Genomic DNA, 24,997 nt, shown 5'->3' with positions numbered 1-24,997 from the left:
ATGCGTTGTCAGCGCCGGGCGCCGAAACGCTGGGTGAGGTGGTCGCCGAGCAGGCCCGTGCTCACCACGAGCCCGGTCAGCGCGAGCCCGGGGAAGGCGGATATCCACCAAGCGGTGTCGAGGTAGTCCCTGCCGTTCGCGATGACCTGGCCCCAGGAGACCGCGGAGGGCGGCAGGCCAAGCCCGAGGAAGCTCAGACCGGCCTCGGACAGGACGGCGCCGGCGAACTCCGTGGTCGCCAACGCGGTGACCGGTCCGATCACGAACGGGATGATGTGCCGGACGATCATGATCGGCGTGGGCACCCCGATCAGCCGTGCGGCGTCGATCCACGGCCGTTCCCGCAGCGAGAACGTCAGCCCGCGGGCGAGCCGGGCGAACGCCACCCAGCCCGCGACGGACAGCGCCAGCACCACGACAAGAAGGCCCCGGTCGAAGAGTCCGGCGATGACGACGGCGAGCAGGATGCCCGGGAAGGCCATCAGGACGTCGATGAGCCGGGAGATCCCGACGTCGGTCCAGCCGGACAGGTAGCCGGCCAGCGTCCCGAACATCATCCCGACGAGCACGCAGATGGCCACCACGGAGGACCCGATGATGATCGAGGTGCGGGCCCCGTACACCAACTGGCCGAGCATGTCCCGCCCCACCCCGTCGGTGCCCAGCACGGCGACACTTCCGTCGGCGGTCGTCGAGCCGGGCGCGAGCAGGCGGTCCGACACGCTCGTCGCCACCGGGTCGTACGAGATCAGCAGCGGGCCGATCAGGCCGGCGACGAGGTAGCCGGCGAGGACGACGGCGGCGATGGCGGGGACGGCCGGCGGGTAACGCCGGGCCCGCGGCCGGACCCGCGCCAGTACGGCGGTCGCACTCATGCCGCGCCTCCCAACCGGATCCGCGGATCGAGCCGGGCGGCCGCGAGATCCGCCGCGACGTTGAGGCACACCACGATGACCGCGATCACGAGCACCGCCGCCTGCACGATGGAGTAGTCCCGGTTGGCGACCGCGGAGACGAGCAGTGAGCCGAGGCCGGGCCAGGCGAAGACGGTCTCGATGATGACCGCGCCGCCCAGCAGGGTGCCCACGTGCAGCGCCCCGATGGTGACCACCGGCAGCGCCGCGTTGCGCAGGACGTGTCCGGTGACCACCTGGCGGGTGGTGAGCCCCTTGGCGCGGGACCGCTGCACGTACGGCTCGGCCATGGTGTCCGCCACGCTGCTCCTGGTGATCCTGACCAGCAGCGCGGTGAACGGGGCGGCGAGCGTCAGTGCGGGGAGCACGATGTGCGCCGGCGTCCCGGTGCCGGCGCTGGGCAGCAACCGGAACTTCAGCGCCAGTACCAGGATCAGCATGATGCCGATCCAGAACGGCGGCATGGAGTACAGCGCCAGGGCGAAGCCCGATATCCCGCGGTCGACCCACCGGCCACGGTACGCGCCGGCCAGGGCACCGATCGCCGCGCCGAACATCGCGATCGCGGTGGCCGTCAGCGTGAGCTCCACCGTGGCCGGCAGGCGGGACAGCACCAGGCCGAGGGCGGGGCGGCCGAAGCGGTAGGAGTCGCCGAAGTCGAGGGTCGCCAGCTGGGTGAGGTAGTGCCAGTACTGGACCGGCAGCGACTGGTCCAGGCCGAGCCTGCTCCGCATCGCCGCCACCTCGGCGGCCGTGGCGTCCGGGCCGAGCAGCACGGTCGCCTGGTCGCCCGGGGCGACCCGCATGATGAAGAAGACGAGGGTGGCGGCGCCGAGGACGATCACGATCGCGGTGCCGACGGTGCGTAGCACGTATCTGGTCATCGCGGCGTCACCTGCGCCCGCGGTGCCCGGCTGATCGAGTTGCCCCGCACGTCGGTGCACGGGACGAACAGTTGGATCGGCCGGTCCTGCACACCGTCGAGCAGTTTGACCAGCAGGTCGACCGCTGCCCGGCCCATCTCGACCCGGGGCAGCTCGAAGGAGGTCCAGATCCGGGTCGCCGTCGGTGCGGGCGCGGAGCCCAGGAAGGCCACCGAGATGTCGTCGGGTATCCGGATTCCCGCCGCCCTGGTGACCTCGGCCAGCGCCACGCCCGTGGCGTTGTCCTCGGACGGCTCCACGAGGACCGCCGTCACGCCGGCTCGGATCCAACCGCTCACCCGCTCGGCGGTGACGTCCTCCGCGCCGGAGGAGAACTCGACGAGCAGGTCGGCGGCGGGCAGGCCGGCCGCCTGGGCGCCGGTACGGCTGCCCAGCTCGCGGTCCTCGCCCGGTTCGGCGCCGTCGGTCTGCCGCAGCAGCAGCAGGCGCCGGTGACCGAGCGCGACAAGCTCCTCCACGAGACCCCTTGTCGGTGCGACGTAGTCCGGGGCGACGTAGGACAACTCGGCGCCGTCCACCGTGCGCCGACCGATGAAGACGAACGGGAAGTCCTCCCGGACCAGGTTCGCCAGGTCGTCGCGGGAGATGTGCCGGCCCAGCAGGACACAGCCGTCCGCCTTCAGCAGCGCGTTGTGCCCACGGGCGTAGACGCCGTCCCGGGCCGTGTTGGCCGAGGTGAACAGCAACAGGTCGTAGCCGAGGCGGGCCGCCTCCTCCTCCACGCCGAGCAGGAACGGGTAGTAGAAGTCCCGCTGGTCGACCGGGAAGACCGACTCGAACGTGTAGAGCCCGATGGTCTTGACGGTCATGCCACGCAGCGCCCGGGCGGCCGGGTTCACCGCGTATCCCAGGTCCTCGATCGCCTGGTGGACCCGCTGGCGGGTCTGCTCCGAGACCGGCACACCGTCGGTCCCGTTCAGCACGAGCGAGACCGTTGCCTGGGAGACGCCGGCCCGGCGGGCAATCTCGACCTGGGTGGGCCGTCTCGGCCCCACACGTTTCCGCATCTCGACCCATCTGACTAATACGTAACGAACTTCGGTCACAGTAGGGGTCCCGCGGCACCTCCGCAAGGGGCCAGGATCACGGAATGGTGACATCGGTGCTGCCGGCTCGTTACAGAAGGACCACTCGTCGCCTCTTGTGGTGCCTGGACGATCTTCTGTACGCTGCCGCCTCAATACGTATCAGTTGATCGCGCCGGTGCTGACCCGGAACACACGACGACCGGGCGCTCCGCCCAACCCACTCCACTGAGGGGGCCAATCGCATGAGCACCGTCAACCGCCGTCACCTTCTGCGCTCAGCCGGCATCGCGGGTATCGCCACGGCCGCCGTCGGCGCGGTCACCGCTCCCGCCCACGCGGCTCCGGTCAACCTGGCCGGCGCGACGACTCCGCAGGACTTCGGCGCGGTCGCGGACGGGGTGGCCGACGACACCGATGCCATCCAGCGGGCCATCGACGCGCAGCTCCAGCGGGCGACCAAGATCGTCTACTTCCCGCCGGGCACGTACCGGATCACCCGGACCCTGGTCGTCCGGGACATGGAGGGGGCGGGAGGCCCGCACTTCAACCGCCTCGTCCTGGCCGGCGCCGGCACGATGGGCTCGCGGACCTCGATCATCGACGTCGACTTCGACGGGACCGGCATCCTGCTGCGGGCACCGCTGGCGGCCGTCCGCGGCCTCTGCTTCGTCGTCGCGGCAAGCCTGAAGAACTCACAGGCCATCCACATCGCCCGGGATCCCGGTGCCGAACGGGCGAACACCGACGACATGGACGCCACGATCACCGAGTGCACCTTCGTGGAGTTCTACACCGCCGTCAAGCACGTCGGACGCGGACTCGTCTTCACCAACAACCTGGTCGCGGTCGGTGACTTCGGGCTGGACATCTCATGGCCCACCGCCGGGGTCTCCGGCAGCGGCGTCCACCTGCTGCCCTACGGGATGCGCAAGTGGCTCATCGAGGGAAACCACTTCCACAGCATGGGCACGGCCATCGTCACGTCGGGCGCGGACGCCCACAACTTCCGCGGCGCGGTCATCTCGAACAACGTTCTCGACATCGGCCGGCGGCTGTTCTCCGGCGGGATCGTCAACTCGACGTTCGCCGGCAACGTCGTCGAGAACGGGTCCGGCGGATCAGTCGTCGCCATCACGTCCGGCGGCACGAACCTCACCTTCACCGGCAACATCTTCGGCGGCGGTGAGCCCACCGGCGGAGGTCGCCCGTCGCACGCGATCGAGTTCCGCCCCGAGGCGACCGCGCGGAAGGTCACGATCACCGGCAACAGCTTCAACTGGGTCCTCCGCTCGCCGGTCTACTTCGCCTCGTCGGCGTCCGAGATCACGGTTGCCTCGAACTCGTTCGACAACTGGAATCTCGACCGGGACGAACGGTGGGGTGCTGTCCGGATCAACGGCGACGCGGCCAGCGTGACGGCGATCGGCAACGTGTTCGGCGACAACCCGGTGGCGAGCACGGCTCCGGTGCGGGTCGTCGGTACCGTCTCCGGATCCACGGTCGCGGGCAACACGTTCGGCAACACCGCCGGTGTCCTGTACGCCGGCACGGTCGGCGCCGACAACTACGTCGAACGGCGCAGCGCCGGAGCCAACCAACACCAGCTCACCGCCGCCGTCAACGGCTCCGTCATCGTCCGGTCCACCACCACCGCCGCACCCAACGTCGGCTCGGACGCCTACGGCAGTTTCGTCGTGGAGGGCAGCAACGCCAGCGTCGGCGTCAAGGGCGGGCTGCGGGTGGTCCCGGTCAACCAGTCCGGCTCGGCCGCCACCGAGTTGCTGTGCGCGACCAACTCCAGCAACGAGGTGGTCTCGATGACCTCCAACGTCAACGGCCTGGTCCCGCCCGCCGACAAGGTGCGGGATCTGGGCAGCGCCGATCGGCGGATGCGGTCCGTCTACACCCATCAGGTGATGCTCGCCGAGCACGCGCCGGACTCCCTGCCGGACCCGGCGGACAACGTCGGCGGGCTCGTCATGGTCCGCGATCCGTTGACCGGCAAGCGCACCCTCGCGCTCTCCGACGGCCAGTCCTGGCGCAACGTCGTCCTCGGCTCGGCTGTCTGACGGCCGACGGATCGACATGGACAGTCGCGGGCTGAACGTCCTTGTGCTGCACTGCCACGACCTCGGTCGCTTTCTCGGCTGCTACGGCGTGCCCACAGTCGACTCACCGAACCTGGATCGTCTGGCCGCTTCGGGCGTCCGCTTCAGCCGGGCGTTCAGCACCGCCCCCCAGTGCAGCCCGTCGCGGGCGTCACTGTTCACCGGCCGCTTCCCCCAGCAGAACGGGGTACTCGGCCTGACCCACGCCCAGTTCGGCTGGGACCTTCGGCCGGGCGAACGCCACCTGGCGGACAGGCTGGCGGAACTTGGCTATCTCACCTCGCTCATCGGTGTGCAGCACGAGTCCCGGGTCCGACCCGACGGAGAGGTTGCCCGGCGGCTCGGCTTCGACGAGGTGCTGACGGGAGGTCACGGAGAAGTCGTGGCAGACCGGGCGATCGACCGGCTGGTCCGGTTCGCCGACCTCGGCCGGCCGTTCTACCTTCAAGTCGGGTTCCGTGAACCGCACCGGCTGCCGGGCCGCCGCGACCCTGCCGGAGTCATGGGATTCGTCGGCGACCACATGTCGCCGTACGCCGAGCGAGGAGTTGCGGTACCCGACTACCTGGTCGACGACGCGAGCGCCCGAGAAGAGATCGCGGAACTGCAGGGCGCAGTGCGGTACATGGATGCCTGCGTGGGCCGGGTTCTGAGCAAGCTCGACGATCTGGGGCTGGCCGAGAACACCATCGTGGTCTTCGTCACCGACCACGGCCTCGCGCTGCCAAGGGCGAAATGCACCCTCTACGACCCAGGACTGGAGATAGCGCTACTGGCCCGGGCACCGGCGCTCGGCTGGCAGGGCGGCCGGATCGTGACCGATCTGTTCTCCGGGATCGACCTGGTGCCGACGCTGCTCGACGGGCTCGGACGACACATCCCGGCCGACGTGGCAGGCCTCAGCCAGGCGCCGGCCATGACGGGGACGGCCGGCCGACATCACCAGGCGGTCTTCGGTCAGCTCACCTACCACGACTATTACGATCCGCGCCGCTGCGTACGAACCGGTTCGCGAAAGCTCATTGTGAACTTCAGCTCCGCGCCGTCGATCATGGACGCCAGCCAGTCGTGGCGCCGGCGGTGTACGCCGCGGGTCGGACTGAGTGGCCCGGCCTCCAGCCATCCCGTTGCGGAACTGTACGACCTCGACGCCGACCCGGACGAACTGTCCAACGTGATCGACGATCCACACTACGCCGACGACCGGGCAGCACTGATGGCCCGCTTGCGCCAGTGGCTGACCGAGGTCGACGATCCGCTGCTCGTGGGCGCGGTGCGGTCGCCCTCACATGACGAGGCGATGAGTTGGCTCGGGCCCGGAAGGGAACGTTCGTGACACAACCACCACCCGCCAGCGCTCCTTCGCCGCGCCGGGGATATCGATGGCGATCGGGCGTCGTCTACGGGACAGCGGGCAAGGGAGGACGCGCCCTGACTCTGGGCCTCCACGCCGGCGATCCGGCACAGCAACGGCCGGGGGTCGTCTTCATCCACGGCGGCGGGTGGAATTCGGGTACCCCCGGTCTGCTCGCCCGACTCGCCGACGAGCTCGCCGCCGACGGTTACGTAACCGCCACGATCCACTATCGCCTGTCCGGGGAAGCCCGGTGGCCGGCAGCCCTCGAAGACGCGAAGTGCGCGGTGCGTTGGATGCGCGGCCACGCCGCCGAGCTCGGCCTCGACCCCCGGCGGATCGCGGTAGCCGGCGGATCGGCCGGAGGGCAGTTGGCGGCCATGGTCGCCCTGACCCCTGGGCGCTTCGAGGGATCCGGCGGCTGGGCGGAAGTCTCCAGCCAGGTTCAGGCGGCGGTGCTCTACAACCCTGTCGTCGACCTGCGCAGCGAGGCACTCGGGCGGCCGCCGCTCCCGGAGCGGGTCCAGGCGTTCCTCGGCGATGACAGCGACCAGGTGACGGCCGCCCAGGCGTCCCCCATCACCCACGTCACCCCGACCTGTCCGCCGATCCTCACCCGCGTCGGTGACCAGGACGAGGCCACGCCGCCGGCCGTGGCCGAGGCATTCCACGCCGCGCTCGACGCCGCCGGCGTGCCCAACCGGCTCGAAATCGTCGTGGGAAAAGGGCACGCACTCCCGGTACACGACCACGCCGGCTGTCTGAGCGCGACGACCCGCTTCCTCGGCGAGCACTTCACGTCGGTGATCGGCTCGCCGGCGTCCACCTCGCCAGGCCCGACCAGGTAGAGAGGAAGACGCACATGTTCGCCTCCAAGAAGGAGTCGCCGAGTCGCGTCGGGCGGCGCGCGTTTCTCAGTGGAGTCGGCGTGGCGGCCGTCGGCGCGCAGCTCGCGACCTCTCGGCCGGCGGCTGCGGTCGTGACACCGCCGACCCACCGACCGGTGACCATCTGGGGAACGTCGCCGGACGCGCTGCCCTACCCGATCGCCGACCAGACCGTCCGGGTCACCGTGCGGGCGACCATCGGCGCCCGCAGGCTGCGGGTCCGGCTGAGTAACGCCTTCGGCACCGCGCCGCTCCCCGTCGGCTCGGCTTATCTCGGCCGCCGATCGGCCGGCGCGGCCCTGGTGCCAGGCACGAACAAGGCGCTCACCTTCGGCGGCTCGACGGCGATCACCGTACCGCCGGGCGCCGAGGTGATCAGCGACCCGGTGCCGCTCCTCATCGGGCCGGGCGATGACCTGGCGATCAGCGTCTACACGCCCGGCCGGTTCGAGCAGGTCACCGGGCACCTACGCCCCAAGGACTTCTCCTTCCTGTCCCCACCGGGCGACGCCGGTGCGGACGAGTCCGGGGCGGCGTTCCACACACCGGTGGAGCACTGGTTCTGGGTGGATGCGGTCATCGGCGAGGGTGAGCCGTCCGCCGGTACGATCGTCGCGCTCGGCGACTCGATCACGGACAGCGGCAGCCTGCCCCGGGGCGGCTACCAGGGGTGGTGCGACTTCCTCGCCGAGCGCATCGCCGCCACCCTGCCCCCACCCCGCAGGCCAGCGATCCTCAACGCGGGCATCTCGGGCAACCGGCTCATCACCGAGCGACCCGGTGCCGGCGTCACCGCCCAGGCCCGGCTGGACCGCGACGTCCTTTCCCATGCGGGCGTGCGCACCGTGATCGTGTTGGAAGGCATCAACGACATCTACGGCTCGACCGTCACCTCTGCGGACCTGATCGCCGCGCACCGGCAGATCGCGTACCGTGCGGCGGCCCGCGGCCTGCGGGTCATCGCCGGCACCGTTCTGCCGTCTCACCGAGGCGCGTACACCGAACAACGGGAGCGGGTCCGCACCGAGTTGAACGCTTACCTCCGCAGCGGCGCCGACCACGATGGGGTGATCGACTTCGACGCCGCGCTACGCGACCCGGAAGACCCGACATCGTTGTTGCCCGAGTACGACAGCGGCGACCACACCCACCCCAGCCCGGCCGGATACCGCGCCATGGCCGACGCCGTCGAACTGCGCCTGCTCGGTTAGCTCGAGCTTCAACCGGTACGGCGTGCCGTCGGGGTACGCGAGGTCTTCGTTTTCACACCGCGATTGTTCGGTCTGTTGGTGGTAGCGGCGGTGTGCCGATTCATCCATTGCTCCATGCACCGATCTGTGTGGGAGGCATTGTGTTCCGACTCCGGGTTCGCGCGGTTGCCGTGCTGACGGTTCCGCTGTTGGTGGCGTCGCTGGTGCCGCAGCCGGCGCCGGCGGCTGATCGCGGGCTGGTCGTGGCCGATATGACGGTGGAGTATGCGCACAATCCGTTGGGGATTGACGAACCTCATCCTCTGCTGAGCTGGGTACTGGAGTCATCGCAGCGGGCACAGGTGCAGACGGGCTACCGCGTTCAGGTGGCGTCCACGTCCGACCGGTTGACCGGCGGCCGACCGGACGTGTGGGACTCCGGCTGGGTGGCGTCGTCCCAGTCGGTCAACGTCGCGTACGCGGGCCCGAGTCTGCGTGCCGGTACCCGGTACTTCTGGCGGGTGCGGGTCGCCGACGGTGACGGCGACGTCCGGGCATGGAGCGCCCCGGCCTGGTGGGAGATGGGGCTGCTCGACGAGTCCGACTGGAAGGCCGAGTGGATCGGCATGCCGGAGGGACCGAACAACCTGGCCGGAGCCTGGTGGATCTGGAACCCGGAGGGCGACCCGGCAACCTCCGTACCCGCCGGCTCTCGCTACTTCCGGCGGACGCTCGACCTGCCGGCCCAACCCGTCGAGCGAGCCGTGATGGTCGTCGCGGCGGATGACGCGTTCGTGTTGTATGTCAACGGGGCGGAGGCCGCGCGTTCTCACTCGCGTGTCTTCGGCGGTCGGATGGCCATTGAGGTCGATCTCGCCGACATGCTGGTGGCCGGGCCCAACACGCTGGCGGTTTCGGCCCGCAACCGGTATGTGGGCCCGGCGGGCCTGGTCGCCAAGCTCATCGTCGAACTGGCCGGCGGCGAGCGTGTCGAGGTCATGACGGACTCGTCCTGGCGCGCGACCCGGCAGGCCGAGTCGGGCTGGAACCAGCCCGGTTTCGACGACACCGGCTGGTCCGACGCGCTCGGGGTGGCGGCCTACGGGAAGGGGCCGTGGCTGAACCAGGTGCGGCTTCGCCCTACCCATCCGCCGGCGCCCTTGCTCCGGAAGGAGTTCGGTGTCACCAAGCCGGTCAAACAAGCGCGGCTCTACGCGAGCGGGCTCGGATATGGTGAGTACTACCTCAACGGCGCACGGATAGCCGCGGCCACGAGGAGCGAGGAACGCAGCGGTGACCGAGTCCTCGATCCGGCTTTCACCGACTACAACCAACGGGTGCTGTACTCGACCTACGACGTCACCGGGCAGATCAAGCGGGGTGCCAACGCGATCGGCGCCGAACTGGGTCGAGGTCACTTCGGATTCGTCAGCCCGGCCGGCGGTGCGGATTTCGTCGACGATACCAAGCTGCTACTGCAGTTGGAGATTGAATACACCGACGGTAGTACCCAGACCGTGGCCTCGGACGGGACCTGGCGGGTGACCGAGGGGCCGAGGGTTTACGACAACATCGCCACCGGCGAGACATACGACGCCCGGCGGGCGCTGCCGGGTTGGGTCACGCCCGGCTACGACGCCACAGGCTGGTCCAGCGCGGCGGTCCTCTCGCCCCCGGCGCAGGAGATTCGGGCGCAGTCGATGCCTCCGATCACCGCGACCGACATCAAGCCGGTGCGCATCACGGAGCCGAAGCCGGGCGTATATGTGTTTGACATGGGCCGGACCACGGCTGGTTGGGCCAGACTGTCGGTTTCCGGTCCGGCCGGCCGCGAGGTCAGGATGCTGTACGGCGAGGAGTTGAACGACGACGGAACGGTGCGGAACCTCGGCCACCACGACCCGGAGCGTAGCGACGCGCCCGGACAGCTCGACATCTATCTCCTCAACGGCAAGGGCAGGGAGGTCTGGGAGCCTGGGTTCAGCTACACCGGTTTCCAGTACGTCCAGGTGGAGGGCCTGCCCGAGCGGCCCAGCACCAGCACCATCACGGGTCGGCAGGTACACAACGCGGTCGACTCGGTTGGCCGCTTCACGTCGTCCAACCGGCTGTACGGTCGCATCCACGATGCGATGCGGGCCACCATCCTCAACAACCTGCAGAGCATTCCGACCGACAGCCCGACCTTCGAGCGGCGCGGCTGGTCCGGCGACGCGCACGTCGCGCTGCCGACGATGCTCTACAACTTCGACATGGCCGCCTTCTTCAAGAAGTGGCTGGACGACTTCGAGGACAACCAAGTGGATACCGCGCAGAACGGGAGGGTGACGGTCGTCGCGCCATGGCCGAACGACTTCCGTTCGGGGAGTATCTCCGCGGCCTGGACCGGCGTGCTTCCGGCACTCACCTGGGCTCTCTACGTCAGTTACGGTGACCGCACCGTGCTCACCGAGCACTACGGGTTGCTGACCAGGTACATGGATTTCATGCAGACGCAGCTCGACGACGGAATCATGAGCGTCGAGCAGTACGGCGACCACTCGTCACCCTTCGGGGCGAACCCTCAGGAAGACCGGCGCCTGGTCGGCACGGCCTACTTCTACAAGTCGGCCCGCGAAATGGCGCAGATCGCCACTGTGCTCGGCCGAGCCGCCGACGCCGCGCGCTACACCGCCCTGGCCGACCACGTGCGGGACCGGTTCAACGCCGTCTACTACGACCAGAACGGCGGCTACTACGACACCTTCGAGGGGTTCGAGTACAAGCAGACCTCCAATGCCGTGCCGCTCGCCTTCGACATGGTCCCGGAGGCGCACAAGGCCTCGGTGGTGCAAAGCCTGGTCGACGACATCAAGGCTCGCGGTTGGCACCTCAACGCCGGAATCCTGGGCACCAGCGTGCTGCTGCCGGTGCTGTCCGCGTACGGTCACCACGACGTTGCGCACCGGCTCGCCAGCCAGACCACCTACCCCAGTTGGGGCTACTGGATCGAGAACGGAGCGACCACGATCCCGTCGCGCTGGGCCATCCTTCCGGGGTCCAACAACCACTACATGCTGGGCACGGTCGACCAGTGGTTCTACAGTGACCTCGCGGGCATCACGCCGTCCCCGTCCGGGCCCGGCTACGAGAAGTTCGTCGTTCGACCGCGCATCGGTTCACTCGGGCACGCCACCGCGACGCACGAGTCCATCCGCGGCCGGATCGCGGTCGGGTGGGAGCGCGACGACGACGCGTTGACGCTCGACGTCACCGTACCGGTCAACTCCTCCGCGACGGTCTACGTGCCGACCAGCGACAGTGACAGTGTCACCGAAGGCCGTCGGCCAGCCGACCGGGCCGACGGCGTCAGGTACGTCGAGACGCAAGGCGGGTACGCGGTCTACGAGGTGGGCTCGGGCACCTACCGTTTCGCCTCGAGACTGTAGACCCCGCAGGACTGGGCCGGGAGCGGGTGCGCACCGAACTCGACGCGTACCTCCGTGGTTGCGTCGACCACCACGGAGTCATCGACCTCGACGCCGCGCTACGCGGGACCCGACATCGCTGCTCCCCGGGGTACGACAGCGGCGACCACACCCACCCCGGCCCGGCCGGGCTACCGCGCAATGGCCGACGCCGTCGACCCGCGCCTGCTCCGGTAGCCCGGCCAGCGGCAGCCCACACCAGGTTTCTGGGCGGGTATGACTGCCCTCTGTTATTGCCCGACTAACGCACCTTGTCGTAGATCTCGAGTTCGTGGACGCGCGCCACGTCGATCTCGTCGGTGGACCGCTCGGTGACCACCAGGCGAACCTGGTCGGTGGGGCCGGAGTCGATCGGGATGTCGACCACCGGAAGGGTGTTGCCGGTGAAGGCGCCGGCCTGGGCCCAGGTGCCGTCAGGGCTGCGGGTCTGCACGACGCCGGCGACGATCCGAAGGGAGGGGGTCCCTCCGCCGGTGTAGAGCCGGACCAGCCTCGGCGAGGTCGGCGCGGCGAGGTGGACGGTGATCGACGGCTGCGCGTCGTCGAGGGCGGAGAGCCAGCGGCTGGCGTTCGAGGTGGCGTTGCCGTCCACCGCCAGGTCGCCGGTGTACCGCGGCTGGTATGTCGAGCTGACGTCGACCGGCCGGTTCAGCGCGAGGTTCGGGCCGTCCGGAACGTACACCTCGGGCACCTCCCACTCGGTGCTCGGCGAGTATCCGACGGTCCCGTCCGGCAGGCGGGTGGCGACGCGCACCTGCACCACGGTCGGCCGCTCGAGGGTCGACAGGTCCAGGGTCTGCGTGAAGGCATACCCGGTTTCGTGGGCGGTGTCGGTCCAGGCGTCTACGCCGGCGACGCGCCACTGGGCCCAGCTCTCGACCGTGGCGAAGTACGACCAGAAGACCAGTGGCGTCAGGGGTTCGCCGTCGATTGTGACGCCCCGCAACTCCGGCCCCAGCGGGTCGTCGGAAAGCCTCACGTCGACAGCGAGGACGGCGACTCCGTTCGGGGGCAGCGAGAGCGACCACTCGGCGTCGCCGGCCCTGGCGACCTTTCCGGTGACGGCCCGCCAACCCGTCCAGGTGGCGCGGCTGCCCGGTTCGACGCCGCGCGGGTTGAGCGTCACGGTGGCCGAGGTGGCCCGGCCGAGTTGGTTGAGCGCCACCAGGTACAACCGGGTGCCGTCGGTCGACCGCGCGGTGATGACGTCCACATTCGGGTCGTCGACGGTGAGCAGGGTCCGTGGCATCCACAGGTCCACCGGCTGTCCGTACAGCCGGCCGGCGGCGAAGCCGTACGGCCGGTGGGAACCCACCTTGGCGGTGCAGAGTCCGGGCGGGAAGCTGACCCTGCCGCCGGTGCGCAGGTGGGCCTCGGCGAGCAGGTAGTCCAGTACCCACCCGATGTGCCACCACCCGTGCCACGGGTAGACGCTGTCGCCACCGTTGCCGGCCGACCAGTAGTACGACGGGATGCCACTGCCGAGACCGACGAAGGCGTCACGGCCGCGGGCCGCGGCCCGGGCCAGGTCGAGAAAGTGCACGTCACCGGTGAGCTGGAAGAACCGTACGAACGCACCGGCGTGGCTGGCCAGCAGGATGGGCCCGCCCCATCTCGCGCTGCCGGTGTAGCCGGACCGCTCGTAGCTGAGGCCGACCTGGCTGGTCTGCCAGTCCGCCACCTCGACACCGTGGAAGGTCTTCGTGGTCGTGGTGGCGGTGGGATGGTCGAAGATGTGCAGCGTGTAGAAGCGGGCGCACTCGATCGCCGCATCCCGATAGAACTGGACCCCGGTCAGCTCGTGCAGTTCGAGCAGGGCCTGCGCGGCGAAGATGACGGAGAAGTCGCGGGTCAGCCGGGCGTCGTCGCACACGCCGACGAAGTCACCGGTGGTGACGGCGTGCTCGATGAACCAGTCGGCCCCGCGGCGGGCCGCGGCCAGGTACCGGGCGTCGCCGAGAACCCGGTACGCGGCGACGAAGCCGTACCAGGTGGCACGCAGGTCGGGCAGCTCCGGGTACTGCCGGACGTCCGGCTTCTCCCGCTGGTAGCCGATGTCGAAGCTGCCGTCGTCGTGCTGCCAGCTCAACAGCTTGTCGGCGCCGAGCCGGATCCGATCCCGGATCTCGGTGTCCGACGGGTCGAACAGGGCGATGTTGCCCATGTCGGCGAGCGTGTAGAAGGTGGTGAAGATCGGCGAGACGTAGTCCGGGGTGGGGTTGTTGGTCCAGACCAGCTCGCTGACCCAGCCACCGTTCATGAAGTACTCGCCGAGCGCGGCGCCGTGGAACGGCCCCTCGGTGGTCTGCTGTTGGGCCAGCTTGAAGTTCCGGGCCACCGGCAGCCGGTCATGGCGGATGATCGGGTCACCGGTGAGCTTGTCCATCATCCACATGGCGCCGACGTCGGAGAGCTTGCCGCTCTCGGCGCCGAGGGTCAGCCCGGCGTGCTCCCAGGTGTGCCACTGGGAGCGTGGCGACACGATGAAGTCGTGCATCCGGTTGATTCGATGCGACAGCGAGTCGGTCGCGCGCGCCAGGGCCAGATAGTCGCCCAGCCGGTACACGTCCCGGGTGACGTGCCTGGCCGCCTCGTACCAGCTCTCGTCGCTGAGCACGTACCGGAACGTCGCCGTGACCGACTCGCCGGCGGCGAGCTGCGAGCCGGCCTGCCCGAGCACCGGGTAGACGCTCGTCGGGCTGAGTTCGCCGGTGAGCGCCCGCAGCGACATGCCCACCTGCCAGGTGCTCTGCGTGGAGGCGCTGTCGGCCCACGGGTCGCGGGCCAGCGACGGGTCGGCGATGACCGCGAGCGCGACGTCCTGGGTGCGGCTTCGCAGGATGGCGGTGAGGCTGGTCGTCGTGGCCTCCGTGGTCACCAGCGGTACCGTCGGCACGCCCACCTGGTACTGGTAGGTCAGCGTGTCGTCGGTCGCCGAGGTCGCCGACGACCAGTAGCCGGGAATGACGCCCCAGCCTAGGTCTTCGTCGGCGAGGGTGGCGAGCGTCGGGCTCGGGATGGAATACCAGCCGGCGCTGTTCGGCGTCCAGGTGAGCGTCACCACGACGTCGGTCGCGGTGGCGGGGTCGAGCCGCCACACCGCCCGCATGGTGCCGGTGGGCTGCGTCGCGACGAAGGTGACCGTCTGCCCCCGCCGGCTCGCCCGCTGCGGCAGGAACGACGTGCGGGTTCCGGCGGTCACCCGCCGCACACTGTCGGGGTCCGGGGCCGAACCGGCCGACCAGATGCCGTACCGGCCGGACGGCGTGCGGACGCTCCGCCAGCCGTTGTGCCGCTTGCTCCGCAGCCAGGTCAATGCCCAACCGTCGGGGGTGTGCCGCCATCTCAGGCTGATCGCGTGGTTCTGCAGGACGAGGGCGTCAACGTCGCCGCCGCCGTCGGTGTCGGCTGCGGCGGCACCGGATGCCACCAGGGCGGGTACGGCGGCGCCGGCGCTTCCGGCTGCGGCGTACCGGAGCAGGGCGCGGCGGGCGAGTCCCGCTTCGGGCCGGGTCATGGGAACCTCCGAGTGCGGTCGAGCAGGTGCCTGCGAGGGCCGACGGTCTACCTGCGGGGGAGATTGGCTCGACGGTGCGGACGCGGGCGGGCGTCAGCGACCGGGCGGGACCTGCGTCAGGCGGATGTGGTCCAGGCCGAGTCCTGTCCCGCCGCCGGCCCCGGGTCCGTCGACCGCGAGTCGCAGCCGGTAGGTGCCCGGCCGGGCGATGGTGAAGCGTCCGCAGGAGAACTCGCGGAATGCGGTGCCGACGTCGATGGCCGGCGCGAAGGTCTCCCCCGGTCCGACGCCGACGATCGAGGCACGGACCACGCCCGACGCGGCGTCCTGCCGGCACCGGGCCGTCACGACGTAGACACCGGGCAGCGGGACCGGCACGGACAGTTCGAGGCGGTCGCCCGGGGCCGCCGCCACGTAGTCGAGCAGGCGGTATCCCGACGCGTTCAGATCGGTGACGGCCTCGGCGGCACCGCCGCTGACCCGCCACCGCGCGGTCTCGGCCGGCAGGCGGAACTCCCGGATCCGGGTACCCCGCCGCAGCGAGTCCTCGCCACCGGTGAGCCATGCCAGGTCGAAGCGCGCGAGCGCCACGCGGTCGACGACGTTGTTGGTGTTGACATCCTTGCCGTACAACACCAGGATCGTCCCGTCGGCGAGCCGGGCGATGTCGGAGTAACTCGACCGTCCGGAGTAGACGGTCCTGCTGTAGGGGTAGCTGCATCCCTCGTCGTAGCTGAGGCTCACGGTCAGGTTCTCCCGCCGGGCGGTGCTGTCCGGTCGGCTGAACAGCGTCCGGGAGACGGCACGACTGCCCGGACCGCCGGTGTAGCGGGTGAAGCTCGCGTCCACCGCCGTGAAGTGGGCCACCGACGAGTCGAACACCAGGGGCGACCACGACTCGCCCCGATCGACGCTGACCGCGGTGATCCGCGGGTGGACGCCGCCGCTGGAGTACCGGCCGTTGAGGACGATCGAACCATCGGGTCGCTGTACCAGGCGTGACTCGTTGACCGGGTATATCGGCGACACCGGGGCCACACCGCCGGCCCGCCAGGTGGCGCCGTGGTCGTCGCTGACGATCACGCCGACCCCGTACCGCCGCTGATCGGCCGGGAACGCCACGCCGCGCCGGTGCCACACCTGCTGCACGAGCCGGCCGTCGGCGAGCTGGATCCCGTGGCCCGGCCCGGGCAGATGGAACGTCCATTCGTGCTCGTCACCGTCGAAGAGACCGGTCACCTCGCTGCGGTCGGACCAGCTTCGACCGTCATCGTCGGTGAACCGGAAAAACACCCGGCTCGCCGCGTTGTGCTCGTTGAGGGCGTAGAAGACGAAGACCCGGCCGGTCCACCGGTCGACGAGCGGCGTCGGGTTCGCCCAACTCTCCTCCCCCTCGCTGCTCTCGATCGCGATGGTGTCGCCCCAGGTCGCCCCGCCGTCGACGCTGCGTCGGCACACCACGTGGTGTGCGCCGTCGTCAGTACGGCTCAGGCGCGCCTCGCTGAAAGCCAGCACGGTGTCCCGAGTAGTGACCGCCAGGCCGTAGACGAAGTGCGTCACCACTGCGTCCTCGCCACTGGCCCAGACCGTCGACTCGGCGAAGAACCCGTCGCGTGTCGCTGGTGTGGAGCCGGAGCCGAGGGCGGGACGCGCGCCGAGCAGCGCCGCGCCCGCTGCGGCCGCACCGGCGGCCAGGACGGTTCGTCGTGGTACGCCGTGCCGGTTGATGGGCAGGACCATGCGAATGTCTCCTTGGACGGACGCTCCGGGCGTTGCACGACCTCGATGAGGTTTTCCGGACGTTACCGCCGTCCTGATCATGACACCAGGTGCTAATGGGTATTAGCATTTCCGGCTCGTTTCCTGCCGCTGACCGTGAAGAGACGAGCGCCAGCTCCCTTGACACTGCCGCGACCGGCGGGCGAAGCTGGCGATCACCACAGTCGGGCGCATTAGCAAGGGGCAGGGATGACCCGCGGACCGGCGAGGCGACCGACCCAGGCCGACGTCGCCCGCCTTGCCGACGTCAGCCAGGCGACGGTCTCGCTCGTGCTGAACGAGCGCGACGCGGGCGTGCGGATAAGCCCGGTGACCCGCGAGCGGGTGCTGAACGTCATCCGCGAGTTGGGCTACGTCGCCAATGCCTCCGCGAGGTCGCTCGCCGGTGGCCGCAACAGGATCATCGGCGTCTACACCTTCGAACCGGTCTTCCCCACCACCAGCGTCGACTTCTACTTCCCGTTCCTGCTCGGCATGGAGCAGGAGGCCGCCGAGCTCGGGTACGACCTCCTGCTGTTCACCGGCGTTGCCGGCGGCCGGCAGATCTTCCGGGACGGGTCGACGCGGCTGGCCCTGGCCGACGGTGCGCTGCTCCTCGGTCGCTATCCGAACGTCGAGGAGATCGAGCAGCTCCGCGACTCCGGATACCCGTTCGTCTACGTGGGACACCGCGAGGTCAGCGGTGCGCCGATCCCCTATGTCGCCGCCGACTATGCCCGAGCGACGCAGCGGCTGACCGAGCGACTCTTCGAGGTGGGACACGAGCGGGTCGTGTACGCGCGGATCGGCAACGGCGACGCCCAACCGAGCCGCGACCGGGAGAAGGGGTTCCGACGCGCGGTGCCGACCAGGGACCTGCGGCGGCCCGTCGGCCCGGTATGGACCCTTGAGTCGCCGGACGAGGTGGCGGGGTTGCTCGCGGAGATCCGCCGGGCCGGCGTCACCGCGGTCGTCGCGGAGCAGCACGTCCTCGCCCAGGAGCTGCTGGCCTGCGGTGAGCGGCAGGGCATGTCAGTTCCGGGCGACCTGAGCATCGTCGTTCTCGGCGACTCCACGGGTGCCCGCGGTGACGACACGCCGTGGACCGGGCTGGTGGTGCCCCGCGAGCAGATGGGCCGACAGGCGACCCGGCTGCTGGTTCGGCTGCTGAAGCCGGCGGAGGAGGCGGAGGAGGCGGCCCACTGCGAGAGCGTCGAGTGCCCGCTCGTGCCGGGCGCCACCGTCGCGCCGCCGCCCGTACCGCCGCGACATCAGTAGCGCATCGGCTGCCCGTCGGGCCGGAGCGACGAGCTGAACCGGGGCTCGGGTACCAGGTCCCGCCCCGGCTGGTCGGTGCCGCGCCGGACGCCCGGCGCCGTCGGCTTGGTCGTGCTGTAGAGCCATGCGGCGAAGAACTCGTCGAGAGACTTCCCGGAGATCCGCTCGGCGAGCGCGATGAACTCGTCGGTGCTGACCGTGCCACCCGCCCGGGAAGCCGTCCAGGTGCGCAGGATGTCGAAGAAGGCGGCATCGCCGACGGTGACCCGCAGCGCCTGTAGCGTCATCGCCCCCCGGCTGTAGACGACCGGGGAGAGCATCTCCGCCGGACCGGGATCGCCGATCTTCAGTTGCCAGATCGGCGAGTCGGCGGGGAACTCCCGGTAGTAGTAGTCGAAGGTCTCCTGGGGTGTCGAGCCGCCGTCGTGCTCCTCCCAGAGCCATTCGGCGTAGGTCGCGAACCCCTCGTTGAGCCAGATGTCTCGCCACTGCCGGACCGTCAGGGCGTCGCCGAACCACTGGTGGGCCAGTTCGTGGACCACGACGCTGTCGGCCTGGCTCTGGTACGCGAAGAAGTCGGGTGAGTAGACGGGCCGGGTCTGGGTCTCGAGCGCGAAGCCGAGTGGCGCGTTGTCGACGATGGCGCCCGCCGTGCGGAACGGGTACGGGCCGAACGCGTCGGCGAGGAACTCGATGACCTCGGGCTGGCGGCCGAGTGCCCGGTCGATGACACTCCCCGCCGACGGCAGCTCGTCGACCGTGGTGGAGGTCCAGGTGTTCGGGTTGGCGGGGCTGCCCGCCGGAGCGGGGGGCGTGGTCCAACCGTCCAGGACATCCCCGTCCGCCTCGAAGGAGGTGTTGCCGGCCCCGGTGGAGACGGTGAGGTCGTCCAGGTACACACCGGTGCGCTCGGTCGTGTCGTCGGCCGGGCCCGGCGCCTTGCTGACGTAGGAGAGCGAGACCTCCACCCGCTTGCCGGCGTACGCGGCCAGGTCGACGGTCCACCTGCCGTACTCGTTGCCGTAGTTGAACGAACTCTGCCCGAACCACCTGCCGGTGGTGCCGGACGGCACGCACGTGCCGTCGGGTCCGACGCTCAGGTAGTGGGCGAGGAAGGGATGCGTGCCGGGGATGCTGTCACACAACGACCCGGGGTAGTCCCTGGCGTAGCCGTCGGCGTCCGGCAGGGTGGTCCAGTCGTCCGACCCGACGGTGTGCGCCTCGACGAAGAAGAAGCCCGGGTCCGGCGTGTCCAGACTGGCCCAGAAGCTCAGCTGCGCGCCGTCGGCGGGGACGTCGATGGTCCGGGAGAGCCGCTTGTAGCCGGGCGCGCCGCTCCGGGAGTAGAGCAGCCGGTCACCGGTGCGCGGCCGCACGACCGGCCCGGTCAGCTCGCTGTCGACCGCGTCCCAGTACCGGATTCCGGCCCGTTCGTACGCACGCAGGTCGAAGCTGCCCACCGTGGCGGTGGCCAGGTAGGAGGCCATCGGCTGCCGGGCGTCCCAGCTCCAGGTGGTCCGGCCGTCCCGGCTGGAGCGGCCGGTCAGGACACCGTTCGAGACCGCCGTCAGGCCGTCCGGCACGGTGATCCGGATCGTGTACGACGCCTTGTCGCTCGGGTGGTCGTTGACCGGGAACCAGGTGGCGGCAACGTGCGGTTGGCCGGCTACGACCATGCCGTCCGTGGTGTGGACGAAGCCGGAGGTACCGATCGCGGGATCGTCGATCGTCTGCGGTACGCCGCCGTAACGCACCACGGTGCTGAAGGTGGCGTTCCGGGCGACGCCCCGCGCCGGGGTGACCGTCAGTTCGCCCTCGTCCCGGCTCCACCTGGCCGAGTGCCCGTCGACCGTGACCGAACGGACGGTCAGCCCGTCGAGGTCGAGGTTGAAGGCGGAGAGGTTCTGCGTGGCGACCGAGGTGATCGTCGCAACGCCGGTCAGCACGTCGGTGGCGGGGCTGTAGCCGATCTCCAGCCGGTAGTGCTGGACGTCGTACCCCCCGTTGCCGTCGAGGGGGAGGTAGGGGTCGCCCGCGCCCGCCGCGCCGGGGCTGAAGCCGCCCTGGGCGGCGGCCATCGCACCGGCCGGACTCGAGGCCAGGACGACGGCGAGTGCGGTCGAGATGACGAGTGTGGCTCTGCGCAACATGTGTTCTCCGCGGGGAGCTGGGACGACTCTTCCTCGGCGGCCGAGACGGACCTCGGTCCGGTGCGCCTCCTGTCGACTCCGTAGTCCAGCGCGACCACCGACGCGCTCACGATACGGAGCGGAGCGGTCTGGCCCGCTGTCTACTGCCGACACATTCCGGCCCCGGACGTTGTCGGGAACGCTGGCAGCGGTCTGGTGGGCACTTTCGCCGGAACAGGTCGAACGATGGGCGGGATGGCCCGCATGCGAAGGACGCTTGTGATCACGACCCTGACCCTGGGGCTCGTGTCGGTAGGCGGGCCGCTGTCTCGGTCGACTGGATGCGGTCCGGTCAGATCGCCCTCGGTCTCGCCCGCACTCCGATAGAGCCGACGGGAATCCCGCCAGCCGCCGCACGGTGCGGCCACAACCGGACGAGGTACCGTTCCAGCCCCGCAAGGCTCCCCCAGGCCGTCATCGTGTCCTCGACGGAGGCGTACAGGGTCTCCTCCCGGACGCGGCGCGCCGCTTCGCGCATCTCGGCCCGCCCGGTGTGCCCGAGGCGTACGGCGTAGCTGCCCGGTCCCGCCCCGGCATCGATGTCCCGCATGACCGCCGGTACGGCATTGTCGGCCGCGTCCACCAGGATCCGTCCGCTCGGTAGGTCGAGGGTGGTGTGCGGCTCCCGGTGCCACGGCGGTTGGTCGGCTGGCGCCGCACCGAGGATCTCGATGCGCAGGCGCGGCCGGCTGAGCTGGTCGGCACAGCGGACCAGCAGGACACCCCCGGCGGCGCCGTAGCCGCGCCCGGCACGGCTGCCGGGAATGCGCGCGGCGTCGGCGGCCCCTTGTTGCGCGACAGCGGTGTCGGCGCTGACGTCTCGCACCAGGAACACCCCGTCCGCGGTGGGGATCACGCACTCGACGGTCAGCGGCATCGGCTGCTCCTGCTCCACCCTTCCGGGGTTGCCGGCGCCGCGAGCAGCGCCGGCAACCCCGGGAACCGGTCAGCGGTCGATGGAGACGAAGAACGGATCGTTGTTGAGGATCCGTTGGGTCTGGTAGAAGCCCAGATTCAGGTACCGGCGGCCGGATTCCTGGTTGTCGAGTTCCCCGATGAGACGGGAGGATCCGTGCCAGGTCCGCCAACCGTTGGTGTCTCCGTCGGCCGCGCTACTGCCGGTGTACGCGCCCTCCTTGGTCGAGGCGAACGGATACTCGTCGCAGTTGAGGTTGGGGCTTGCCGCGCCCGGACCCCACACGTCCTCGCAGACCTTGCCCGCGTACGTGCGGTTGCGGTCCTGCAGGACGCTGTCGACCAGGCGGTGCAACGGCCGCTGGTCGGCACCCAGCGACGGCTTGAACTCACCCGGCGGGACCTTGATCAACAAGGACGGGAAGGTGCGCTCGACATGGTGCAGCGCGTCATCGATGTGCTGAATCGATTCTCTGACGGCTTGCTCGTTACCGTCGGCCCGGGCCAGCGCCAGCAGGTCGTAGGTGGGAATGAAGTCGGCGAAGACCGTACCGTTGTGTTTGCCGGCGACCTGGCCAGCCGAGTCGAAGCGCACCTGGGCCCTGGTCATGTCGTCCTCGATCCACGGGGCGATCCTCGGATCCACCGGCATGATCGCCATGTTGAGTTCGACCAGGCTGTCGACCAGATACTCGGCACCGATGCCGGTGCCGTCCGGCGAGGTCATCGTGACATCGAACCGGGGATCGAGTCGCCAGGTCCCGAGCAGTTGCTCCCGCTCACCCGATGTCGGAGTGCAGGTGACGAGGCCACTGTTACAGCCGCTCAGATCCACTCTCATCGGTGTCGTCTCGCGTTCGACGCCACCCAGCGCCGTCCAGTTGTCGAAGGTCAGGGTGAAGTCCACCTGTCGGGTGCCGTTCTGCGCGATACCGATCAGGGTGTAGTCGAACTCCACGCTGGCCAGCACGGTGGTGCAGCCGGTGCAGCGCAGCTCGACCTTGCGATGGCCGATGTGACACCGGCTGAACCGGTCGGCCATCCAGCCCTCCTGGGTCGCGGCGGCTGAGGCGTGCTCGCTCCGGCACACCTCCTTGAGCTCGTCCTCCCGGGACGCTGTGGCCCGGTCGGCGCTGCGCGGAACGGCGCTGTTGGTCTGTGGTGGCGCGTCGGGTGGCACCGGCGTACCGCCCACCGACTCGGTGACGATCCAGCCGAACTCGGCCGACGCCGGGGCCGCCGTGGCGGGCACCGCGGCGACGCCCGTCGCGAGAGTCGTGGTCAGCAGCACTGCGAGTCGCTTCAGTACGGTGGTCACGCGAATTCCTTCCGGACGCAGCGGTGGCCCAGGCAGGCGTAGAGCAGTCGGCCGGTCTCGGCCAGGTAGACCATCGTGTATCCGGCGTAGGACCGGTCGGCTTGCCGGCTCAGTCCGGTCGCCGGGCTGTCACTGGTCACCACATGCACCTTCTCGGCACCGTCGACGGTGTTGAGGGTCGTACCGGAGCGGCGGGTGAAGTCCGCAGCCGTCAACGTCGTCGTGTGCACACCCGCTGCCGCCGCACGGTCGCCGACCGCGGCGCGGGCACGCTGCCGGGCTGCGTCCGCCGTTACCGGAGCGCTCCGCTTCGGCGCGGCTGCCCGACGGTCTGCCCCGGCCGCGGGACCGCGGGTGGTGTTGCACACCTTGCGGGCCCGCACACAATCCGCCAGCCCGGGAACAGTGGCCAGGCACCGGGTGGCGTCGGCCGCCAGGCAGGCAGCCAGAGCGCGCTGGTCTACTCCGTTGTGTACGCCGCTGGCCGGGGCCGCTGGTGCCGGCGGCACACTGCCGGTCCGGGCCACCGACCCGACACCGGGCTTACCGACCACGAATCGGTCCACTTCCCCCGGCAAGCCGGCGGCGCTCGAGTCTCGGGTAACCAGTGACGCGGTGAAGCAGTGTGGTGGACTGTCGGGCTCGTCCAACGTGAGCGTCAGCGGATCCGGCTGTCCACAGACGTTGGCCGGAAAGGCAGCCACCTCGCGCAACTGCGGACGGCGCCACAGTCCCTCGTCGCCGAGAATCTGCACCCGGTTTTCGAACGTCTTGTCCAGCACCGTGTTCTCGGCGTACTGGGGAAGCAGCCCGTACTGCAGGTCCCGGGCGCGGCCGCCGGTGGCGAGTTGGGTCGTACCCACCGGATTGAAGTCGTAGAACATGTCCCACTGGCCGTCGGAGTTCCCCAGGCTCATCCAGGTGTGCATGGTGCCGTCGTCGAGTGTGGAGTCGACCGCGTCGATGGCGTGGTACTCCTCGACGAGCCACCCGTCGCGCAGGCCCGTCTCGACCCAGTAGGCCGAGTGGCTGGTGGAGTTGGTGCTGGCCAGGTAGTCGCCCCGCCAGCCCATTTCGACGTAGTCGTATCCGGGGTTGTCTCCCCCACTGGTCAACGGATTCCAGTTGACCTGGTTGGACATGGTGTTGGCGTCCCGAGGGGTGGAGCCCGCCTCGTTCAACGTCATCGGGTGCTGGCGCCACGCTCCCATCACCCCGGACACCAGGTCGGACGAGTGTACGCACAGCGCGATCACATGGCGGGCAGGACAGTCGAAGGTACCGATTCGGATCCGCCAGAGCTGGGTCGCGAAGTAGCTGCTACAGCCCCACATCGTCGCCGGCGCGTTGTCCGCGCTGTTGTACAGGTCCAGGCAGCGTCCGTCGCGCTTGTTGCGTAGCGCGAAGCCGCCGGTGGGAAATGTCCGGGCGGTCCCGGTGGTCCACAGTTGCTGGTCCGCGGTGCCGCAGTCGGCGAGCGCGACGTCGGCACCGTCGGCGGCGGCCGCCGCCTGCAGGCAGCGGCCGGACGAGGCGTGCCGGATGCGGTAGACGGGTGCGGCACCCGGCGTGACGACCTCGAAACTCCAGCGCTGCGCCTTGACGTCGGCTAGCTGGCCGACCTGGTAGCTGCGAACCTTGACCTTGGTGCCTGCGGCGTCGGCGTCGGCTGCCAACACCTGGAGGTCGTCCTCGGTGGCCTGGCCGATGGCCACCGGATCCGGGAGCGGGACCGCGGCCTCGGCCGCGCTGGCTGGTACCAGAAGGACTCCCGCTGCCAGGGTGGCGGCGAGTACCGTCGCACATCGGCGTCGGACTTGCTGCATACATGCTCCTCCCGCGATGCCGCGGATACAGGGGCACGACTCGACAACCCGGCGGCCCCCGTACCGCTTCGGCGTTGGCTATGCGGTCCCAGCCTGGGGCCTCGGGTTTGAATCTGGCATGCAGCCGGCTTGAATGTGCAGCTCACGCCGCTGCGGTGAGGGGCAGCGCGACTCCGGAAGGGCCAAGGTCGCGACGGCTGGAGGACCCGACGGGTATCAGAGCCTCCAGGGGTCGCTTTCGGCGTCAAGCTCCGTCACGGACGCCGAAGAGTGTGCCGACCAGCCCGGACGGCCACCCCGGGGC

Annotated in this window: 15 protein-coding genes; 6 read left to right on the top strand and 9 right to left on the bottom strand. The window is 69.9% G+C overall.

Annotation, left to right across the window (positions count from 1 at the left end):
* Positions 1-8 precede the first annotated feature (8 nt).
* The 3 genes from ACQEVC_RS27440 to ACQEVC_RS27430 are packed head-to-tail and all read right to left on the bottom strand — an operon-like array spanning position 9 to position 2,865.
* Positions 9-875 carry an ABC transporter permease gene (locus tag ACQEVC_RS27440; RefSeq protein ID WP_432882924.1) on the bottom strand — a complete coding sequence of 289 codons (867 nt, stop codon included), beginning with the start codon at positions 873-875 and terminating at the stop codon, positions 9-11.
* Positions 872-1,798, bottom strand: a complete 927-nt coding sequence (locus ACQEVC_RS27435) for an ABC transporter permease (protein ID WP_432882921.1) — start codon at positions 1,796-1,798, stop codon at positions 872-874. The genes ACQEVC_RS27440 and ACQEVC_RS27435 overlap by 4 nt, the downstream gene beginning before the upstream one ends.
* Positions 1,795-2,865, bottom strand: a complete 1,071-nt coding sequence (locus ACQEVC_RS27430; RefSeq protein WP_432882919.1) for a LacI family DNA-binding transcriptional regulator — start codon at positions 2,863-2,865, stop codon at positions 1,795-1,797. The genes ACQEVC_RS27435 and ACQEVC_RS27430 overlap by 4 nt, the downstream gene beginning before the upstream one ends.
* 263 nt (positions 2,866-3,128) lie before the next feature.
* Here ACQEVC_RS27430 and ACQEVC_RS27425 point away from each other — a divergent pair, with 263 nt between their 5' ends.
* The 5 genes from ACQEVC_RS27425 (at position 3,129) to ACQEVC_RS27405 (ending at position 11,853) form a co-directional block, all read left to right on the top strand.
* Positions 3,129-4,955, top strand: coding sequence for a glycosyl hydrolase family 28-related protein (locus tag ACQEVC_RS27425; protein WP_432882916.1), 1,827 nt, complete (start codon positions 3,129-3,131; stop codon positions 4,953-4,955).
* Between the two features lie 16 nt (positions 4,956-4,971).
* Positions 4,972-6,330 carry a sulfatase family protein gene (locus ACQEVC_RS27420; RefSeq protein WP_432882914.1) on the top strand — a complete coding sequence of 453 codons (1,359 nt, stop codon included), beginning with the start codon at positions 4,972-4,974 and terminating at the stop codon, positions 6,328-6,330.
* Complete coding sequence (locus ACQEVC_RS27415) at positions 6,327-7,196, top strand: alpha/beta hydrolase fold domain-containing protein (protein WP_432882911.1); 870 nt, start codon at positions 6,327-6,329, stop codon at positions 7,194-7,196. The genes ACQEVC_RS27420 and ACQEVC_RS27415 overlap by 4 nt, the downstream gene beginning before the upstream one ends.
* A 14-nt stretch (positions 7,197-7,210) precedes the next feature.
* On the top strand, positions 7,211-8,446 hold the full coding sequence (locus ACQEVC_RS27410; RefSeq protein WP_432882909.1) for an SGNH/GDSL hydrolase family protein: 1,236 nt from the start codon (positions 7,211-7,213) through the stop codon (positions 8,444-8,446).
* Between the two features lie 365 nt (positions 8,447-8,811).
* On the top strand, positions 8,812-11,853 hold the full coding sequence (locus ACQEVC_RS27405) for a family 78 glycoside hydrolase catalytic domain (protein ID WP_432882907.1): 3,042 nt from the start codon (positions 8,812-8,814) through the stop codon (positions 11,851-11,853).
* Positions 11,854-12,133: 280 nt separating this feature from the next.
* Here the strand turns inward: ACQEVC_RS27405 and ACQEVC_RS27400 are convergent, their stop codons facing one another.
* Both ACQEVC_RS27400 and ACQEVC_RS27395 read right to left on the bottom strand, forming a co-directional pair.
* A complete protein-coding gene (locus ACQEVC_RS27400; RefSeq protein ID WP_432882905.1) occupies positions 12,134-15,409 on the bottom strand; it encodes a hypothetical protein in 3,276 nt (1,091 codons plus the stop codon).
* 93 nt (positions 15,410-15,502) lie between these two features.
* The gene (locus ACQEVC_RS27395; RefSeq protein WP_432882903.1) at positions 15,503-17,149 is read right to left on the bottom strand and encodes a sialidase family protein; all 1,647 of its coding nucleotides are present in this window, start codon (positions 17,147-17,149) and stop codon (positions 15,503-15,505) included.
* Between the two features lie 228 nt (positions 17,150-17,377).
* Between ACQEVC_RS27395 and ACQEVC_RS27390 the strand changes: the two genes are divergently transcribed.
* The gene (locus ACQEVC_RS27390; RefSeq protein WP_432882901.1) at positions 17,378-18,445 is read left to right on the top strand and encodes a LacI family DNA-binding transcriptional regulator; all 1,068 of its coding nucleotides are present in this window, start codon (positions 17,378-17,380) and stop codon (positions 18,443-18,445) included.
* Here ACQEVC_RS27390 and ACQEVC_RS27385 read toward each other — a convergent pair.
* The 4 genes from ACQEVC_RS27385 to ACQEVC_RS27370 form a co-directional block, all read right to left on the bottom strand.
* Positions 18,439-20,595, bottom strand: a complete 2,157-nt coding sequence (locus ACQEVC_RS27385) for a M1 family metallopeptidase (protein ID WP_432882898.1) — start codon at positions 20,593-20,595, stop codon at positions 18,439-18,441. The two genes, ACQEVC_RS27390 and ACQEVC_RS27385, sit on opposite strands and share 7 nt — an antisense overlap.
* Before the next feature lie 331 nt (positions 20,596-20,926).
* The gene (locus tag ACQEVC_RS27380; RefSeq protein ID WP_432882895.1) at positions 20,927-21,511 is read right to left on the bottom strand and encodes a hypothetical protein; all 585 of its coding nucleotides are present in this window, start codon (positions 21,509-21,511) and stop codon (positions 20,927-20,929) included.
* A 69-nt stretch (positions 21,512-21,580) separates the two neighbouring features.
* On the bottom strand, positions 21,581-22,867 hold the full coding sequence (locus ACQEVC_RS27375) for a NucA/NucB deoxyribonuclease domain-containing protein (RefSeq protein WP_432882892.1): 1,287 nt from the start codon (positions 22,865-22,867) through the stop codon (positions 21,581-21,583).
* Entirely contained in the window at positions 22,864-24,693 is a 1,830-nt protein-coding gene (locus tag ACQEVC_RS27370) for an RICIN domain-containing protein (protein ID WP_432882890.1), read from the bottom strand. Before ACQEVC_RS27370 ends, ACQEVC_RS27375 begins: the two co-directional genes overlap by 4 nt.
* Positions 24,694-24,997 lie beyond the last annotated feature (304 nt).

The organism is Plantactinospora sp. CA-294935, assembly GCF_050936445.1.
GTDB lineage: Bacteria > Actinomycetota > Actinomycetes > Mycobacteriales > Micromonosporaceae > Plantactinospora.
Note: the sequence above shows the minus strand (reverse complement) of the source record. Positions and strands in the feature narration are given on the sequence as shown.

Bases quoted from the DNA above. Each gene is read 5' to 3' on its own strand.
- ACQEVC_RS27440 (WP_432882924.1), bottom strand. From the start codon at position 875: ATGAGTGCGACCGCCGTACTGGCGCGGGTCCGGCCGCGGGCCCGGCGT.
- ACQEVC_RS27435 (WP_432882921.1), bottom strand. From the start codon at position 1,798: ATGACCAGATACGTGCTACGCACCGTCGGCACCGCGATCGTGATCGTC.
- ACQEVC_RS27430 (WP_432882919.1), bottom strand. From the start codon at position 2,865: ATGCGGAAACGTGTGGGGCCGAGACGGCCCACCCAGGTCGAGATTGCC.
- ACQEVC_RS27425 (WP_432882916.1), top strand. From the start codon at position 3,129: ATGAGCACCGTCAACCGCCGTCACCTTCTGCGCTCAGCCGGCATCGCG.
- ACQEVC_RS27420 (WP_432882914.1), top strand. From the start codon at position 4,972: ATGGACAGTCGCGGGCTGAACGTCCTTGTGCTGCACTGCCACGACCTC.
- ACQEVC_RS27410 (WP_432882909.1), top strand. From the start codon at position 7,211: ATGTTCGCCTCCAAGAAGGAGTCGCCGAGTCGCGTCGGGCGGCGCGCG.
- ACQEVC_RS27400 (WP_432882905.1), bottom strand. From the start codon at position 15,409: ATGACCCGGCCCGAAGCGGGACTCGCCCGCCGCGCCCTGCTCCGGTAC.
- ACQEVC_RS27395 (WP_432882903.1), bottom strand. From the start codon at position 17,149: ATGGTCCTGCCCATCAACCGGCACGGCGTACCACGACGAACCGTCCTG.
- ACQEVC_RS27390 (WP_432882901.1), top strand. From the start codon at position 17,378: ATGACCCGCGGACCGGCGAGGCGACCGACCCAGGCCGACGTCGCCCGC.
- ACQEVC_RS27385 (WP_432882898.1), bottom strand. From the start codon at position 20,595: ATGTTGCGCAGAGCCACACTCGTCATCTCGACCGCACTCGCCGTCGTC.
- ACQEVC_RS27380 (WP_432882895.1), bottom strand. From the start codon at position 21,511: ATGCCGCTGACCGTCGAGTGCGTGATCCCCACCGCGGACGGGGTGTTC.
- ACQEVC_RS27370 (WP_432882890.1), bottom strand. From the start codon at position 24,693: ATGCAGCAAGTCCGACGCCGATGTGCGACGGTACTCGCCGCCACCCTG.